Annotated in this window: 16 protein-coding genes; 2 read left to right on the plus strand and 14 right to left on the minus strand. The window is 64.0% G+C overall.

Features of this window, described 5'->3' with window-relative positions:
* Nucleotides 1-46: 46 nt before the first annotated feature.
* From ACZ5J0_RS19145 to ACZ5J0_RS19195, 11 genes are all read right to left on the minus strand, one after another.
* On the minus strand, nt 47-715 hold the full coding sequence (locus ACZ5J0_RS19145; protein WP_464093817.1) for a 3-oxoacid CoA-transferase subunit B: 669 nt from the start codon (nt 713-715) through the stop codon (nt 47-49).
* 2 nt (nt 716-717) lie between these two features.
* Nucleotides 718-1419, minus strand: a complete 702-nt coding sequence (locus ACZ5J0_RS19150; protein WP_464093818.1) for a 3-oxoacid CoA-transferase subunit A — start codon at nt 1417-1419, stop codon at nt 718-720.
* 13 nt (nt 1420-1432) lie between these two features.
* Nucleotides 1433-2647, minus strand: coding sequence for a thiolase family protein (locus tag ACZ5J0_RS19155; protein ID WP_464093819.1), 1215 nt, complete (start codon nt 2645-2647; stop codon nt 1433-1435).
* 22 nt (nt 2648-2669) lie between these two features.
* Nucleotides 2670-3116: a 4-carboxymuconolactone decarboxylase gene (gene pcaC / locus ACZ5J0_RS19160; protein ID WP_223941245.1), complete on the minus strand. Its 447-nt coding sequence runs from the start codon at nt 3114-3116 to the stop codon at nt 2670-2672.
* Nucleotides 3113-3916, minus strand: a complete 804-nt coding sequence (locus ACZ5J0_RS19165; RefSeq protein ID WP_464093820.1) for an alpha/beta fold hydrolase — start codon at nt 3914-3916, stop codon at nt 3113-3115. The genes pcaC and ACZ5J0_RS19165 overlap by 4 nt, the downstream gene beginning before the upstream one ends.
* Nucleotides 3909-5327, minus strand: coding sequence for a lyase family protein (locus ACZ5J0_RS19170; RefSeq protein WP_464093821.1), 1419 nt, complete (start codon nt 5325-5327; stop codon nt 3909-3911). Before ACZ5J0_RS19170 ends, ACZ5J0_RS19165 begins: the two co-directional genes overlap by 8 nt.
* Nucleotides 5324-5923, minus strand: coding sequence for a protocatechuate 3,4-dioxygenase subunit alpha (gene pcaG / locus ACZ5J0_RS19175; RefSeq protein WP_142937427.1), 600 nt, complete (start codon nt 5921-5923; stop codon nt 5324-5326). The genes ACZ5J0_RS19170 and pcaG overlap by 4 nt, the downstream gene beginning before the upstream one ends.
* 5 nt (nt 5924-5928) lie before the next feature.
* Entirely contained in the window at nt 5929-6798 is an 870-nt protein-coding gene (gene pcaH, locus ACZ5J0_RS19180) for a protocatechuate 3,4-dioxygenase subunit beta (protein WP_142937426.1), read from the minus strand.
* Between the two features lie 42 nt (nt 6799-6840).
* Nucleotides 6841-8715: a bifunctional sugar phosphate isomerase/epimerase/4-hydroxyphenylpyruvate dioxygenase family protein gene (locus tag ACZ5J0_RS19185; protein ID WP_142937425.1), complete on the minus strand. Its 1875-nt coding sequence runs from the start codon at nt 8713-8715 to the stop codon at nt 6841-6843.
* Entirely contained in the window at nt 8715-9614 is a 900-nt protein-coding gene (locus ACZ5J0_RS19190; protein WP_464093822.1) for a shikimate dehydrogenase, read from the minus strand. Before ACZ5J0_RS19190 ends, ACZ5J0_RS19185 begins: the two co-directional genes overlap by 1 nt.
* A gap of 210 nt (nt 9615-9824) precedes the next feature.
* The gene (locus ACZ5J0_RS19195; protein ID WP_142937423.1) at nt 9825-10595 is read right to left on the minus strand and encodes an IclR family transcriptional regulator; all 771 of its coding nucleotides are present in this window, start codon (nt 10593-10595) and stop codon (nt 9825-9827) included.
* A 206-nt stretch (nt 10596-10801) separates the two neighbouring features.
* Here ACZ5J0_RS19195 and ACZ5J0_RS19200 point away from each other — a divergent pair, with 206 nt between their 5' ends.
* The gene (locus ACZ5J0_RS19200) at nt 10802-12139 is read left to right on the plus strand and encodes an MFS transporter (RefSeq protein WP_166841913.1); all 1338 of its coding nucleotides are present in this window, start codon (nt 10802-10804) and stop codon (nt 12137-12139) included.
* Nucleotides 12140-12314: 175 nt separating this feature from the next.
* On the opposite strand, the gene ACZ5J0_RS19205 is transcribed toward ACZ5J0_RS19200, so the two are convergent.
* The gene (locus ACZ5J0_RS19205) at nt 12315-15053 is read right to left on the minus strand and encodes an FG-GAP repeat domain-containing protein (RefSeq protein ID WP_464093823.1); all 2739 of its coding nucleotides are present in this window, start codon (nt 15051-15053) and stop codon (nt 12315-12317) included.
* Nucleotides 15054-15280: 227 nt separating this feature from the next.
* Here ACZ5J0_RS19205 and ACZ5J0_RS19210 point away from each other — a divergent pair, with 227 nt between their 5' ends.
* Complete coding sequence (locus ACZ5J0_RS19210; RefSeq protein ID WP_024818712.1) at nt 15281-15517, plus strand: hypothetical protein; 237 nt, start codon at nt 15281-15283, stop codon at nt 15515-15517.
* Nucleotides 15518-15540: 23 nt separating this feature from the next.
* On the opposite strand, the gene ACZ5J0_RS19215 is transcribed toward ACZ5J0_RS19210, so the two are convergent.
* Both ACZ5J0_RS19215 and ACZ5J0_RS19220 read right to left on the minus strand, forming a co-directional pair.
* The gene (locus ACZ5J0_RS19215; protein ID WP_166841915.1) at nt 15541-15828 is read right to left on the minus strand and encodes a MoaD/ThiS family protein; all 288 of its coding nucleotides are present in this window, start codon (nt 15826-15828) and stop codon (nt 15541-15543) included.
* A 7-nt stretch (nt 15829-15835) separates the two neighbouring features.
* Nucleotides 15836-17068 carry a WD40/YVTN/BNR-like repeat-containing protein gene (locus ACZ5J0_RS19220; protein WP_464093824.1) on the minus strand — a complete coding sequence of 411 codons (1233 nt, stop codon included), beginning with the start codon at nt 17066-17068 and terminating at the stop codon, nt 15836-15838.
* Nucleotides 17069-17236: the final 168 nt, after the last annotated feature.

Consider the following 17236-nt stretch of genomic DNA (forward strand, 5'->3'; position numbering starts at 1 on the left):
CCTCACAACGCGGGGGCGGGAACTTGCGAGGCCTACTCTGCCTCCCTTAGGCCGGCTTCTTCAGGGGCAGCGGCACGAGTTCCTGGATTTCTTCGAAGGTGCAGCCGAAGGTCTCGCGGACAGTGACGCCGTCGGGCCCTGTGAGGAACACAGCTTTGTCCGTGTACACGCGGGTCACGCAGCCGACGCCGGTGAGTGGGTAGGTGCAGTGTTCCACGAGTTTGGACGCGCCGTCGCGGGCCAGCAGGGTCATCATGACGAAGACGTCCTTGGCGCCGGTGGCCAAATCCATCGCACCACCGACGGCCGGGATCGCGTCGGGAGCTCCCGTGTGCCAGTTGGCGAGGTCGCCGGTGGCGGAGATCTGGAAGGCGCCCAGGACGCAGATGTCCAGATGCCCGCCGCGCATGATCGCGAACGAGTCGGCATGGTGGAAGTACGAGGCCCCGGGCAGTTCGGTGACGGGGATCTTGCCGGCGTTAATCAGGTCGCCGTCGATCTCGTCGCCCTCAGCTGCCGGGCCCATGCCGAGCATCCCGTTCTCCGTATGGAGGGTGATGTTCTGCTCTTCGGTGAGGTAGTTGGACACGAGCGTGGGCTGACCGATGCCCAGGTTCACGAACGAACCCGGGGCGATGTCGCGGGCCACCAGCTGGGCGAGCTCGTCGCGGCCCAGCGTCGTCTCCGAGGTCTGGATGCTTGTTTGGGTGCTCATGCTCAAGCCACCTTCTCTGCGCTGGTGCCGACTCCACTGCCGGCAGAATCGACGCGGACCACACTGTTGACGTAAATACCCGGGGTCACCACGTTCTCCGGATCCAGGGAACCGGTGGGAACGATGTCCGAGACCTGCACGATGGTGTGCTTGGCAGCGGCAGCCATGATGGGGCCGAAGTTCCGGGCCGTCTTGCGGTAAACGAGGTTGCCCTTGCCATCGGACTTGAGTGCCTTGATGAGGGCGACGTCGGCATGGATCGGCGTCTCAAACACCTGCCACTTTCCATCCAGCAACCGGGTTTCCTTGCCCTCAGCCAACGTGGTGCCGTACCCGGTGGGCGTGAAGAACCCACCAATACCGGCACCGGCAGCACGGATGCGCTCGGCCAGGTTGCCCTGCGGAACCAGCTCCAGCTCAATCTCCCCGGCGTGGAACTTGGCGTCGAAGTGCCAGGAATCGGACTGCCGCGGGAACGAGCAGATCATCTTGCGGACCCGGCCTTCCTTGATCAGCAACGCCAGGCCCTGATCGCCCTGTCCGGCGTTGTTGTTCACCACGGTCAGGTCCTTCGCGCCGCAATCCATGAGGGCGTCGATCAGTTCGAACGGCTGCCCGGCGTTGCCGAAACCGCCGATCATCACGGCGGAACCGTCCTTGATGCCGGCGACAGCCTCGCCAACGGTGTCAATGAAATTCAACATGACTCTTACCCTTCTATGCTGACGCGCCGGCAGTGACGTTTTCGAGCACCACAGCAAGGCCCTGGCCCACGCCGATGCAGATCGCCGCAACTCCCCAGCGCTGCCCGGAAGCCTGCAAAGAGCGGGCGAGCGTACCCAGGATGCGGGTACCGGAGGCACCGAGCGGGTGGCCCATCGCGATCGCCCCGCCGTGCTGGTTCACTATTGTGGGGTCGATCCCCCACGCGTCAACGCACGCCAGCGATTGCGCGGCGAACGCTTCGTTAAGTTCGACGGCGCCCACCTGGTCCCAGCCGATGCCCGCCTTCGCGAGGGCCTTGTTCGCGGCTTCCACCGGGGCGAAACCGAAGAACTGGGGATCGTTGCCGTGGGCACCACGCCCGGCGATGCGCGCCAACGGGTCCAAGCCAAGAATGGAAGACGCAGCTTCGGATCCGATCCACGCCGCCGAAGCACCATCAGACAAAGGCGAGGCATTCCCGGCGGTGACCGTGCCGCCGTCGGGCCCGTCAGACTCAGCCCGGAACACCGTCTTCAACCCGGCAAGCTTCTCCGCCGAAGAACCGGCACGGATGCCTTCGTCCCGCACAAGATCAGTGCCCGGAACCTGCGACACCAAAGAATCGTAGAAGCCTTCGTTCCACGCGGCGTCGGCCAGGTTGTGCGAATCAGCCGCAAAAGCATCCTGCCGCTCCCGGGTGATCCCGTACTTCTCGCGGAGCCGTTCGGTGGCCTCGCCCAGCGAGATGGTCCAGTCCTTGTTCATGGCCGGGTTCACCAGGCGCCAACCCAACGTAGTGGACGCCAAGGTCATGTCGCCGGCCGGGTAGGGCTTGGAGGTCTTCGGCAGCACCCACGGGGCGCGGCTCATGGATTCGGCGCCGCCCACCAGCATCAGCTCGGCGTCGCCTGCGTTGATCTGGCGCGAGGCGATGATGGCGGCGTCCAGGGACGAGCCGCAGAGGCGGTTGACCGTGGTGCCCGGAATGGAGACGGGCAGGCCAGCCAACAGGGTGGCCATGCGGGCCACGTTGCGGTTTTCCTCGCCGGCACCGTTGGCGTTGCCGAACACCACTTCGTCGATTCGCTCAACATCAAGCCCCGGGGCACGCTTAACGGACTCGCGGACCACATGGGCGGCAAGGTCGTCGGGACGGACAGCGGCAAGACCGGAGCCGAACTTGCCGAAGGGCGTGCGCACGGCGTCGTACACGAAAGCCTGGTTCATGGGATTTCCTTCGGGGTGGGGACTAGTTGGGGGTGGAGGCCGCGTCGATCTCGGCGAAGACCTTCTGGGCCGTCTTGAACGCGGAATTGGCCGACGGCACACTGCAATAAATGGCGGTCTGCAGCAGGATTTCCTTGATTTCGTCCCTGCTCAGGCCGTTATTGAGGGCAGCCCGGACGTGCATGGCCAGCTCCTCCCAGTGACCGTGCGCCACCAGTGCCGTGAGGGTAACGGCGGATCGCATTTGCCGGCTCAAGCCGGGCCGCGTCCAGATGCCACCCCAGGCGATCCTGGTGATCATGTCCTGGTAGTCCTCGGTAAAGGAATCTTTGTTGGTGTTCGCCCGGTCCACGTGCGCGTCGCCGAGCACTTCGCGGCGAACCACCATGCCGGCGTCGTAAATGTCCTGTGCGGTGGCATCTGGCTGCACGGCGCCGTTGCGTTCAGCATCGCCGGAAACAGTACTCATCGTCCGTTCTCCTTCATGAAAGTGCGCATCAAGCCGGCCACAGCGGCCGGCGCTTCTGCGGGCGCCAGGTGTGCGACGCCGTCGAGCGTTTCCACCACGGCGAAACCGCCGCCAGCCCTGATCCCGTCCGCAACAGATTCGGCCATCGACGGCGGAGCCACGGAATCCTCGACGCCGGCAATCACCTGCGTGGGAATGGTGATGCTGCCCAGTTGCTCGCGGACATCGAATGCGGCGAGGGCTTCGCAGCAGAACGAGTATCCAAAGCGATCGGCGTCGCGGAGGGCGTGCAGGAGGCGGCTGCTGATGTCCGGCTGGCGGTCCATGAAGCCCGGCCCGAACCAGCGTTCAGCGGAGCCTTGGATCATCACCGGGGTGCCCAGCCTGCGGACGGTCTCCGCACGCTCCAGCCAGCTTTCGGGGGTACCGAGCTTGGCGCCGCTGCACTGGACGGACAGGCTGCGGAGGCGGTCGCCGTGTTTGATGCCGAGCTGCAGGCCGGTGGCCCCGCCCAGCGAAACACCGGCGTAGTGGAACCTCACGCCGGGGGCAACCGAATCAACAAGATCGACGACGGCGTCAGCCAGTTCCGCAACATCGAAACCTTCCGTGGTGGTCGGCGAGATACCGTGGCCGGGGAGGTCCCAGCCGATGACGTCGTACTCGTCGCCCAGGAGCGCGGCAGTCTCAGTCCAGAGAATGGTGGACGTGCCCAGCGACGGACCCACTACCAGGAGAGGCTTGGCTCCCAGTTCACGCTGCGGGGACAGCAGCACGGCCTTGATGGTTGGCTTAGCCACGAGTGGCTCCTTTCGAGGTTCCTGCATAGTCCGGGTAGGCGGCCAGGATCCGGCGGCTGATCTCCGCTGCCTCGCCGAGATAACTTGCGGGGTCCAGGAGGGCCTCAAGCTCGGCGTCCGAGAGCTTGTCCGCAGGCACGGTTTCGCGCAGCAGCTTGGTGTACATCCGGGACTGCTCGGCGGCGGGCGCCTTCAGGGTCTCGTCGACGACGGCCTGCAGCTTCTGTTTTCCGTCCTCGCCCAGGAGAGGCGCGACGGCGGCCGACACACCTTCGCTGAGCAGCAGTGGTCCCGAGAGCTCGAGGTTCCGGCGCATGGCGTCCGGGAAGACCCGGAGGCCTTCGGTGAGTTCGCGAAGGTGTCCGGCTGCGCCCAAGGCCAACGCGAGCAGCTGGCGCAGAGCCGGCCATTCACTGTGCCAGGCGCCATCGGGCCGCTCGTCGTTGAAGGTAGCCGCCGCGAGGTGCAGTTGCGCGGCAAGACCAGGAGCCTGCAACGCTGCGCTGCGGATCAGGACTGACAGCACGGGGTTCTGCTTCTGCGGCATGGCCGAGGAAACACCCCGCCCGGCAGCCAGGGGTTCGCCAAGTTCGGCGACTTCCGGCCGGCTCAGGAAGAGCAGGTCGGCAGCGATCTTGCCGAAGGAATCGATGACGGCAGCGAGGCCGTCGCCCAGGGCTGTGATGGCCAGCCGGTTGGTGTGCCAAGGGGCCGGAACAGGTGCGAGGCCCAGTTCGGCAGCCAAGGAATCCGCAAGGGTGAACGGCGTAGAGGCCGAGCCAGCGGTGAGCTTCGTGCCGGAGGCCAACGTCCCACCGGCCCCGCCGAACTGAACCGGCAATTCCAGGGATTCAAAGCGGGCAGCGGCAGCCGCTACGCCCTGGAACCACTGCGCAGCCTTGAGCCCGAACGTATACGGAAGCGCGTGTTGCGTCAGGCTCCTGCCCACGCACAGCGTGTCCGCATGCTGCTCCGCCAAGGTGGCGAGCGCCGTCGTCGTGCCCTTGACGTCAGCCAGCAACGCTGAAATGGTGCGGCTGGCCAGCAGCATGAGGGCTGAGTCCAGGACGTCCTGGCTGGTCAGGGAGGTGTGGACGGCTTTGCCGGCACCGATCCCGCCCGAGTCCAACTCCCGGACGCGGGCGCGCAAGTCTCCTAGCAAGGGAATGACCGGGTTGCCGCCGCCTTGGGCGCGTTCGGCAATTGAGGCAGCGTCGTAATGCTCGATCGAGGCGGCTTCGGCCACCACAGCGGCGGATCCGGCGGGGACCAGCCCCGCATCCTCGAGGACGGAAGCCCACGCAGCTTCGACGTCGAGAATTGCGGTGATCACGGCACGGTCGCCCGTCAGCGCCGTCACAGCGGGCGACGCCGAAACGGGGCTCAGGAGGCCGAAGTCGCCGTCGGTCATCGGGTTGCCTGATCCTCGGAAGCCAGATCCAGCGATCCGTCCTGCTGGAAATCCAGGAACACGGTCTCGTCGCCGCCCTGCAGGCGGATGTCCCAGGTGAGGCCACCGTCGGGATCGCGGCGTGCGATCAGGGTCTTGCGGCGTTCGGGATCCAGGGAGCTCAGCAGGGGATCGTTGGCCAGTGCTTCCTCGTTTTCCGGCAGGTACACGCGGGTGAAGAGGCGGTTCATGAGGCCGCGGGCAAACACAGCCACGGAGATGAACGCAGCAGCACCCGGTGCCGTGGGACCGGGGTTGACTGTGGTGAACGTGTACACGCCTGAGTTGCCCACAGAGCCGCGGCCCCAGCCGGTGAAGGTGTAGCCGTCGCGGACCAGGGAGCCGGTGCGCTGGACGATCTTGCCCTCGGAGTCCGGCTGCCAGATTTCCAGGATGGCGTCCGGAATGGCATTGCCCGCGCCGTCGTAGACCGTGCCTTGGAGGCGGATGCTGCCGGGGCTGCCCGGCGCCAGGAGTTCGTTGTCCTTATTGAAGGGGAGGGCGTAGCCGTAGAAAGGGCCAACGGTCTGACCCGGTGTGGGTGCCAGCTTGCTCATGCGCTTTACTCCTCGTCCCCGGCGTCGCCGTATGCTTCGTTTTCGGTCCAGGTCCGCTTGGAACCTGTCAGGATGATGTCCCATTTGTAGCCGAGGGCCCATTCCGGACTGGTCAGCTCGTGGTCGTACTGTGCCACCAGGCGGTCGCGGGCATCCTGGTCCACAATCGACTGGTAGATGGGGTCCAGCGGGAAGAGCTGGTCGCCCGGGAAGTACATCTGGGTGACGATTCGCTGGGTGAACTCCGAGCCGAACATGGAGAAGTGGATGTGGGCCGGGCGCCAGGCGTTCAGGTGGTTCTTCCACGGGTACGCGCCGGGCTTGATGGTGGTGAAGCTGTACGAGCCGTCGTCGCCGGTGATGCAACGCCCGACGCCGGTGAAGTTCGGGTCCAGCGGTGCGGGGTGCTGGTCGCGCTTGTGGATGTAGCGGCCGGAGGCGTTGGCCTGCCAGATCTCCACGAGCTGACCGGCAACCGGCCTGCCGTCGCCATCAAGGACGCGGCCGGCCACGATGATGCGTTCGCCCTGGGGCTCGCCGTTGTGCTGGATGGTCAGGTCCGATTCCAAGGCGTGGACATCCTGGTGTCCGAACGCGGGCGAGTAGAGCTCGATTGTCTCCGGGTCCGCGTGGTGCAGGCTCTTGGTGGGGTGGCGGAGGATACTGCTGCGGTAAGGAGCGTAGTCCAGGCGCGGCATGGTTTCCGGGCCTTTGCCATTCTTCAGGGCCTCGGCGTAGCGGTCCCCGATGCCCTTGATCTCAGCACTGAGATCGGCCTGGGTTTCCACTTTCTTGGAATCGTGCGCAGCGTGTGGCTCAGCGGCGGGCACGAGCTCCTCGGATTCGAGCGCTGGTGCTGTCTGTTCTTGCGGCACGGCCGGCTCCTTTCGGTTGATGGATTCTCTTTGGTTTCGGGTCTAAGCCCGGTGGAGCGAGTCGTATTGGACGGCGTGGCGCACCGGGGCGTTGGGCGCCCCGTAGCCGTCGTAGTTGCCGCGGCGCTCCACCATTTCGAAGAACACACTGCCCACAGTGGCCGTGTAGAAGTGGAGGAACTCGCCGTTGGCGTCCCGGTCATAGAGGAGGTTGAGCTCCTTGAGGGTGGCCAGGAATCCGGGTTCAAGATCGAACCGGGCGTCCAGGTCCTCGTAGTAGTTGGCCGGAATCTGGAGGAACTCAAGGCCACGATCGCGGGCGGACCGGGCCGTAGCCACGAGGTCTTCCACGGCGAACGCGATGTGTTCCTGGTACGTTTTGCGGGCTTTTTCTTGTGCCTGCTGGGCCGGAGCCAGGTTGAGCACCAGCCTGACGGCGCCGTTGCTGGTCTGCATCACCTGCGAGCGCACCAGTCCGCTGGGGCTGGGGACCTCCGCGAAGGGTTGCGGTTCCAAGGCGAGGGCGCTGGTGTAGAAGAGGACGGCTTCGTCGAAGTGCTGCCACGGCTGGGCGAGGTTGACGTGGTCAATGACGGCGTTCTGTGCGCTGGAGGCGTGTTCCAGACCCTCGCCGAACTCGTGCGTCCACGCCGCCGTCCCGTCCGGGCTGCCCTGGCACAGGAAGATCTCGGTGGAGTCAGGGGCAGAAATGCCTTGGAAGACTTCCTCGTCGGCCTGGACCTTGCGGGCCACCACGGGCGCCTTGAGCTGCTGGGCGCGAGCGGAGGCAATCACTGGAGAGTCGACGTCGAACCCCAACGCGGCGATAGCCGGTTCGGTGTGCGAGGCCGCTTGCTCGTTGATGATGACGCGCGCCTGGCCCATGGTCCAGAGCTGGACATCCTTGGTGCGGTGGCGGCCTTCGAACCCGAAGCCGAGTTGGCCCAGGAGCTTCTCAAGCTGAGCGGTGTCGTCAGCCTTGACCTCGGCAAAGTTGAAGCCGGCGGGTTCGCTCACCTTGGGCAGCGTGGCCAGTTCCATGGGATAACGACGGCGGGACGCGGCTTTGTCTTCCGGTGCATCTGCCACGGAGGTGCTTGCGAGCCACTTGGCGCTCTGTTCCTCCAGCCAGATGAGGGAGCGCATGGCATCCACGGCGGTGCGCTCGGTGTCCGACTGGCGGAAGACATCATTGAAGACCTCGAGGGAGACCGGGCCCGTGTATCCGGCACGGACAACGTGGCCCATGAACTTGGCAAGCTCGAACTGGCCCTCACCCGGGAAAACCCGGTAATGGCGGCTCCAGGACAGCACGTCCATGGAGAGCTTGGGGGCGTCGGCAACCTGAACGAAGAAGATTTTCTCCGCGTTGATCTGCTCGATCGGCGCGGTGTCCCAGTCACGGGAAAGAATGTGGAAGGAGTCAAGGCAGGTGCCGAGGTTGGGGTGGTCCACCATCTCAACCAGGCGGTAGGCGTGCTCGTAGTCGTTGACGTATTTGCCCCACGCCAGGGCTTCGTAGGCAACCTTGACGCCGTGCGCCCCGGCCAACTCTGCCAATTCCGCGAGCTGCTCGGCTCTGAGATCGTCGTCGTCAATGGTTGCCGTGGCCACGTTGGAGCAGACCAGGATGGTGTCCATGCCCAAACGTGACATGAGCTTGAACTTGGCCTCGGCCCGCTTGAGGTTGGCCTTCAGCAGGTCCGGAGTGACGCCGTCGAAATCCCGGAACGGCTGGTAGAGATCCAGGCCCAAGCCGAGGTCGGCGGCCATTGTCCGGACCTCTTCCGGGCTGTGGGGGGACGTGACGAGGTCCTGTTCGAAGATCTCGATGCCATCGAAGCCCGCAATCGCGCAGGCCTGCATCTTCTCCTTCAGCGTGCCGGACAGGCAAACCGTGGCGATTCCGGTGCGCATCAGTTGGCCGCCTTTGCCAAGAGCGCCTCTTCTTCGGCGGCGATCAGCTCCAGGAAGTGCGCCCGCATGCGATCGCGGTCCGCCTCGCGTCCAGTGATGAGCTGGAAGGCGTCGGCTGCCTGACCGACTGCCATGCGACCGCCGTCGAGGACGTCGCATCCCTTGGCCCGCGCCTCGCGGACCAGTTGCGTTTCGATGGGGCGGTAGACGATGTCCGCCACCCAATGCCGCGGCTCCACCAGGCCCATGTCCAAGGGGAGCCCGGGGTGGGCCGCCATGCCGATGGGAGTGCAGTGCACCAAGCCGTCAGCGAGGGGCATGATCTCGGGCAGCTCGTTGATGCTCCGCGGTGTCACTATGGCTTCGGGGAACAGCCCGCCGAGCTCGGCAGCGCGTTCCGCAGCGCGGGCGGGATCCATATCTACAAGGTCCAGCGTGCTGACGCCGGCTTTGAGCAGCGCGTACGCGACGGCCGAGCCGGCACCGCCTGCGCCCAACTGAACTACGCGGTCCAGTCGCGCCTCGGGGAGGCCGTCGGCGAGCGCCGAGCCGAAGCCGGAAAAGTCCGTGTTGTGGCCGATGAACCGACCGTCCTGGATCAGGACTGTATTAACGGCGCCCAGGCGCGCGGCGTCGTCGGAAATTTCATCAAGGTGCCCCAGCACCAGCTGCTTGCACGGGTGAGTGATGTTCAGCCCGTTGAAGCCCATGCGCTGGGCTGCGGTGAGGAGATCCCCGACGGCGGCGGCCGGCAACTGCAGTTCCAGCAAGTCGATGGGGCGGTACAGCAAGCGAAGGCCCTGCACATCGGCTTCGCGTTCGTGCATGGGCGGCGTGAGCGAGGGCATGACGCCTTCGCCTACGAGGCCCACCAGAACGGACTCGGCTCGGTTGCTCATCCTAAAGCTCCTTTGACTTCAGCACCGCCGAGCTTTTGGCGCTTTCTGGGGCGCTTCCAGCCGGGGTGTTATTTAGATTACTACAAGTGTTCATATTCCGCACGCTTGTTCTTATCGCGAACATTTCCACAGTGCGCACCCAACCAAGTAGCAGTTAAGCGCGCTTAGAGCCGTCTAAACGCGCACTATTGCGACCTGGTTGGGTGAGGGTCACCGCTGGGGCAGGCGGGCCGCGAGTTCAGCCGCGGCCTCCTGCAGGGTAGGGACGTGGGCAATCAATTCCTCCATGCTCATGCGGAACACCGGGACGGCCGTGGCGAGGGAGGCGAACGCATGGCCCTGTGAGTTGAGAACCGGAACAGCGACGGCGCGCATGCCAATCTCGTTTTCTTCATCCATCACCGCGTAACCCTGGCGTCGCACCTGCTCGATCTCCTCGCGGAACTTGTCGCGGTCGGTAATGGTGTGCTCGGTGAGCGGATCCAGGGGGAGCTCCTCCAGCAGCCTCTTCCGCTCGATCTCATCCTCAAACGCCACGATCGCCTTACCCACGGAGGTAGTGTGCAAGGCGCCCAGGTGACCGGGGTCGCTGGTGACCCGAAAGGTCTTGGGTCCGTCCACCTTGTTTACAGTGAGGTGATGATTGCCGTCGCGCACGGACAAGATGGTGGCCTCATGCGTAATTTCAGTGACACGCTGAAGGACGGGCAGCGCCGTTGCCGCGAAGCCGTGGTGATTGGAAACGCGCTGGCCGAGCTGGAAGACGCGTAGTCCCAAGTGGTACCGACGCCCATCGGGCTCGTAGTCAACAAATCCATCGCGGGTCAGTGAACCCAGCAGTCTGTACGTGGTGCTGAACGGGAGATTCGCACTCCTTGCCAGATCCGCCGCACTCGCCCCGCGCGGTTCATTTCCCAATAGAACCAACAGGCTCAAGGCCTTGCCGACCATGTCGGTCTTTGTGTCCTCTTTCACACTCATGTTTTGATGCTTTCACATAGTGAGAGCTATTTCTAGATGGTGGTGACATCTCTTGACAAGTGACCCCACTCACAGCCACTATTGCTGTATTGCACAAGTAGCTCTCACCATGTGGTTACTAATGCAGGGATCGACCGGCCGCACCATGCTTGGGTCTCCCCACAGAAGCCAGATCCGCGACATCGTCGTCACAGAAGGAACACCCCATGAGCCAAACAATGCCGTCAGCGACGCCAGGCACTGAAACCACTTCCGGAACCCCCAAGAAAGCCGCGCTTGCCAGCTTCCTGGGCAGCGCCGTCGAGTATTACGACTTCTTCATCTTCGGCTCTGCCGCGGCCCTGATCTTCCCCCACGTCTTCTTTCCCTCCGCCGACGCGAACGCGGCCATCATGTCCTTCGCAACTTTCGGCTTCGCCTACGTTGCCCGCCCCGTGGGTGCGGTGATTCTGGGTCACTTCGGTGACCGCATTGGCAGGCAGAAGGTCCTGATGTTCACGCTGGTCCTCATGGGGGCAGCCACATTTGTTATCGGCTGCCTCCCCGACTTCAAGACCATTGGCTGGTGGGCTCCGGCCCTGCTGGTCCTCGCCCGGCTCTGCCAGGGCCTCTCCGCTGCAGGCGAGCAGGCCGGCGCTTCCTCCATGACCCTTGAGCACGCCCCGGACAACCGCCGCTCCTTCTTCACCTCCTGGACCCTCACCGGTACACAGGGTGGCCAAATCCTTGCAGCCCTCGTCTTCATCCCCGTGGTGGCCCTGCCGGATGACATCAAGTACGGCATCGGTTGGCGCATCCCGTTCTGGCTCAGCGCTGTGGTAGTACTGGTGGCCTTCTTCATCCGCCGCACCCTGCACGAACCGCCCGCATTCGCCGAAGCCAAGAAGAACAACCAGATCTCCAAGCTCCCCGTTGCCGACCTCCTCAGGCTGCACTGGCGCGATGTTCTCCGCGTGGTCTGCTGCGCCTTCATCGCCGCCGTCAGCACTGTCTTTGGTACGCTCGCCATCAAATACGCCCAGGACGTTGCCGGCGTCAACAGCACCATCACGCTCTGGCTGGTGGTCGCGGCAAACGTTGTTGCCCTGGGAACCCAGCCACTGTTCGGCATGCTCTCGGACAAGATCGGCCGCAAACCCGTATTCATCTACGGAGCTTTGTCCAGCGCCATCATGACGCCGGTGTTCCTGCTGACCCTGGAGGGCGGCAACGTGCCGCTGATGTTCCTGGTCTCCGTTGTCTACTTCTCCTTCGGATACGCCGCAGCCAACGCCGTTTGGCCATCCTTCTACGGTGAAATGTTCAGCACCAAGGTCCGCTTCTCCGGCTTGGCCATCGGTACGCAGCTCGGCTTCCTGATGGCAGGCTTCGCTCCCGCAATCGTCACCGCCCTGGGTGGCACCAAACCCGGCGGTTGGGTCCAGATCTCCATCTTTACCGCGGTCATCTGCGTCATCGCAGCTGTCTCGGCCATGACAGCCCGCGAATCAGCCAAGACGCCCACTGCGGAACTCGGCGTCCACAAGCGACACCAGCACGTCTAACCCCGACGCTCCTGCCCGGTTACTCGGCCTGGAGCAACGGAAATGCCCGGCACGTCCTGTGACGTGCCGGGCATTTTGCTGCTCGCGGGCCGGGTCTGGCACTGGGCGGGAGCGCAACTGGGCAGGAGCGCACAACGGGAGGGGCGCAACTGGGCAGGAGCGAGGCGCTAATCCCCTACCGCGGGTCCACCACCACCTTCTGGAAGGCCCCCTGGCCGGTGCCGACGTAAAGGAACAATGTTCCATCACCGGCGATTCCAACAACTGAAGGATTCCCCAATCCCGTAAAGCCATTCCCCAAAGCGGCGAAGGTAGAGAACATGTTCCAGCCTGCCCCCAGGGAAGCCCGTGCCAGGAAGCCCCCGTTGCCGTTGCCCGGGTAGAGCCACAGCGAGCCATCGCTTCCGCGGGCCATGATGTCTTCCCGGCCATCGCCGTTGAAGTCACCGCCCTGCATGACTGAATCGAAAATGTTCCAGCCGGTTCCGATCTGCCGCCATGGCTGGAAACCACCGGCTCCGTTGCCCGGGTAGAGCCAAAGATTTCCGTCGGCGGCCCGCGCCACGAGATCGGCTTTGCCGTCGCCCGAAAAGTCGCCCGGTGCCAGCATCTGCGTGAAGCCTTGCCACCCTGTGCCAATCTGTTTGCGGGCCAGGAACTGGCCGCGCCCATCCGTCGGATACAGCCACAACACACCGTCAGAGGTCCGAGCCACAAGGTCCGGGTGGCCATCGCCGTCGAAATCTCCCGCACTGAGAACGGAGGTGAACGCGGCCCACCCAGAACCCACTTGGACCCTTGGAAGGAATCCGCCGGAACCGTTGCCGGGGTAGAGCCACAACACACCATTGGTGCCGCGGGCAAGGATGTCCGCGACACCATCGCCGTCGAAATCTCCTGCCTCCCACACCTGGCTGAACTGGTTCCACCCGGCCCCAATGGCCAGCCGATCGGCAAATCCCGAACCGCTGCCCGGGTAGAGGCGCATGGTTCCTGACGAGGTCGCGGTCAGCACGTCCGACTTCGCATCACCCGTGAAGTCCTGCCCACTCACGATGTCGCCCACCGAATTCCAACCACCCCCGAGGTTGATGCGGGGCACGAAGCCACCCCAGCCGTTTCCGGGGTACAGGTAGAGAGTGCCGTCGCTTGTCCGCGCCAGCAGTCCGGCACCGGCACCGCTAAAGGAGCCGTCGGAAGTGATGCTGGTGAAGCCGTTCCAGCCGGAGCCGATCTGCGACCATGCCCGGAATCCACCTTGGCCGTCGCTTGGGTAGAGCCACAGACTGCCATCGGGCTTGGTGGCCATGAGATCGGGGCGGGCATCGCCGTCGAAATCCCCCACGCCAATGAGGTTTGAGAAGCCCTGCCAACCTGATCCGATCTGCCGCTTGGCCAGGAAACCGCCGCGACCATCGCCCGGATACAGCCACAAGGCACCGTCGCTGGTGCGTGCCAAAATGTCCCCGCGGCCGTCGCCGTCAAAGTCCGAGATACCGGTGATGGCATCAAAGATGTTCCATCCCGAGCCAATCTCACGGGGATTGTTGAGCCTGTTACCGGGCAGTCCTGTGTACAGCATCAGGGAGCCGTTCGCCTCACGGGAGAGGACGTCGGCGAGCTTATCGCCGTCGAAGTCGCCGGCCGAGAACCGAATCTTCGCCGTGAGCTTGGGGTCGGCAAAAATAGTGACCGACGCCGTTGTGGTGGACACCGAATTGATGGTCACCTGAGTGCCGGTATAGGTGGTGAAAGTGCTGCCGGCCTGCCATGCGTGGTTGGTGGCGTACCAAGGTTCCGGGAATGGCTTGGTGGACGGCATGAGGATCAGGGACGAAGCGACCGTGGCTCCGCCGCGTTGGACGATCTTGACGCCCCTGTTTCCTGCTGGCTTGCCGGAGTCGTCCAGGTAGCTGTCATATCCGGCGGCCTGCCGCAGCTCAAGGTAGTAGACCTCTTTGCTGATGGGATCCGTGAACTTGATGGCACGCTGGGCATCCGTTCCACCCCATGGTTTGAGCGTGTAGGTCTTAGCGCCGGTGGCAATCCCCACGTCCCGGATTTCGTCGCCACGACCCAGCCCCGCGTAGTCCCAGAGCGAGCTGCTCACCACGGGCGATTCGAATTGGGCGGCACCCATGATGTCCGTCGTGTCACCGTACTCCCGGATGTAGCACGAAGGATCCGTGAACCGACCGTAACCGTCAACGCCGACGTCGGACGCACCACTGCCGCACTGCAACGCGTCCGCATGCATCAGGCCGATGACATGCCCGAACTCATGGCTCATCACGTTGTTCGTGAACCCGCTGATTTGCGGCAGGAGGACCCGGCCGCTGTAGCTTCCGCTGCTGTATCCGGCGCCCAGGGCGTTTCCGGACAACGTGGACGTGGGAATGAAAATCACCAGTGCCGTGTACGGGCTGGCCGACCAACCCAGCTCGCTGGTGATGGTGGACATGATGGTGCTGTAGCTATCGGTGGACTTCGCCTTGGACTGGTGACCGGCAACCTTGGTATTCACCGTCATGGACAGTTTGTTGGCCGTCATGGCTTTCCAGTAATTGCTGGACGCAGTGACAGCTTGCTCGGCACTGGTCATGGAGACCGTGTTGCCGTTGTCCGCCAATTTGGCCGTGACCAGCCGTACCCGGATGTCGCCGCTGGGCCCGGCAGCCGCCGCGCCGGAGTCTGGACCTGCGCCCGAGTCAGGGCCGGTATTGAACGGCGTGGCACGCTCGGGGGGATTCTCGAACTCATGCTCCGAGTGCGGCGTACCCTCCACGAACTGGACGTTCGGATTGTCCGGCCCGGGCAACGGCACCGCCGGCGCGGGGGTCTGTACGAAAAACAGGCCGGTAGCAAACACCACCAAGCCTGTAGATAACGCGATTGATCGCCGTAGCGCACCCATTCGATCTCCCTGAGCCGGAGCCTGTGGTTCCTGTGAGTCTCAGCAACCGAGATCAGGCTACAACCGGGTAGTCACCGAGCCCGGCAGGCGGGGCTGTTCACCTGGAAACCCAACCATCCCGGAATGCTAACGGGACCCTAACCGGGCCGAAATACCGTGGCAACATTGCCGCGCCACACTGGAAGAGCCGGCAAGTGCAGGCACAAGCTCCAGCCCAGGAGGCCACCATGTTGAAGGAAGTCACAACACACACAACACGTATACGCGCGATCAGCCAGCTCCATCGGGGAGACGAGATCGAAGCCCGCCTGTCCGTGGGACCCGCCTATGATGACGTGGTTATCCGCCGCGGACGCGTCCAGGAAACTGCGCCGGGCATCGGCGTGGTGTGGATCATGGACCACGCCTCAGGAATGCGGAAAGCCATCAACACCGACGAATGCAGTGTTTGGCGTGTCGCCTGATCCGGCTCGACCCCAAACCCCTCTCAGCCGCCAGCCACGGATTGGATGATCAAAACCTCCTGGCCGGCCGCAACTTCAGTATCAAGACCTTTCACACGCCGGATCTCGTCACCGTTAACGTAAATATTCACGAAACGGCGGAGAGCCCCGGTTTCATCACGCAAACGCCTGGCCAGCACCGGATAATCTCCGGTCACCGAGTCCAGCAACTGTCCAACGGTCACAGCCCCGTCGGCGGACGCAGTCAGATAGGACTGTCCGCCGACGAGTGGCTGCAGGACACCAGGCAACACGACCGTATAGTCAGCCATGATGGGCCTAACCAGGCACCGGGGCTTGGTTTTCGGTACCAGGATCCCGCGTCTGCGCTGCTGCCTCCACGAATTGTTCAGTTTCCGCCACCAACGTGGCTTCCGCGACTGCCAGCGGGATTTCTGCCCCTGCCGGGTTTCCCACCACGACGGCGGCTCGCACGCACAGCACGTCCGGCAAGTGCGATGCCACTTCGGTAAACGTCTCGCCCTCGTCTGCGCTGGCATACACGGCGCCTCCGCGGGTTCCGAAGTACACGCCGGTGGGTTCGGCGGTGTCCACGGACGCTGCGTCCCTCAACACGGCGTTGTATTCGTGGTCCGGGAGACCGGTATGCAGCTCTTTCCACGTCCGGCCGGCGTCGTCTGTGCGATGGACGCTGAGCTTGCTGTCCGGCGGGATGCGTTCGCCATCAGCTTTCAACGGGACCACCCACGCCGTGCCCTCGCGCCGAGGATGAGTCAGCATCACGAACCCGAAGTCCGCCGGAAGTCCGTCCGCGATTGAGTCCCAGTTCTCGCCTCCATCGTCCGTGCGGTACACGCCGTGATGGTTCTGCGCGTACAAACGGTCCTCGACGGCGGCATCCGCCGCGATCTTGTGAACGCACTGGCCGAACTCCGGGTTGGGATCGGGCATGAAGTAGGCCGAGATTCCCTTGTTGCGCGGCTCCCAGGAGGCGCCGCCGTCGAGCGATCTGTAAACGCCGCCCGTACTCATGGCGATGTGAACCTTCTCCCCGGAAGGATCAACCACTATGGAGTGCGCCGCCGCCCCGCCGTAGCCGGCACCCCACTCACTACGGTGGGGGTGGTCCCAGAGTCCGCGGTTCAGCTCGAAGTGCTCGCCGCCGTCGGTTGATTTCCAAACGGAAATCGGCTCGCACCCGGCCCAGACAACTCCCGGGCGTGATGCGGCGTCGGGGTATATCTGCCAGATGCGCTCCAACGCGGCGTCGGTGCCCTCCGGGAACTTGATGGCGCCGTGCTCGGGCTCGGTCCATGTAGCGCCGAGGTTGTCCGAGTGGGCAACGGTGGGACCCCAATGCTCGGACCGCACACCCACCATGATTCGTGTTTTGCCGTCCCGTGTATCTATCCCGATGCTGGGTATTTCACTCATCAGGAAGTGCGGGCCGGAGAGGGACCATACTTTGCGGTCCGGGCTGCTTGCGAGCCACAGGCCTTTCTTGGTTCCGATCGCGATGACGTAACTCTCTGCGGTAGCCATGAACCCCATCGAACCATCAGGGCGTGCGGGTAGCAACGGTTTTTTGGGCGTATGTGGATAGTCCGAACTTCGGGCAAGAGGGACCCTTACGGTTACAGTGCACCCAAACCCCTGATCGTGACGCGAAAATCAGAAAACTTTTTCGCCGCTTGTGGTGACCGTTGGATGCTGCAGCGG

Source organism: Arthrobacter sp. DualSoilB13, assembly GCF_055389195.1.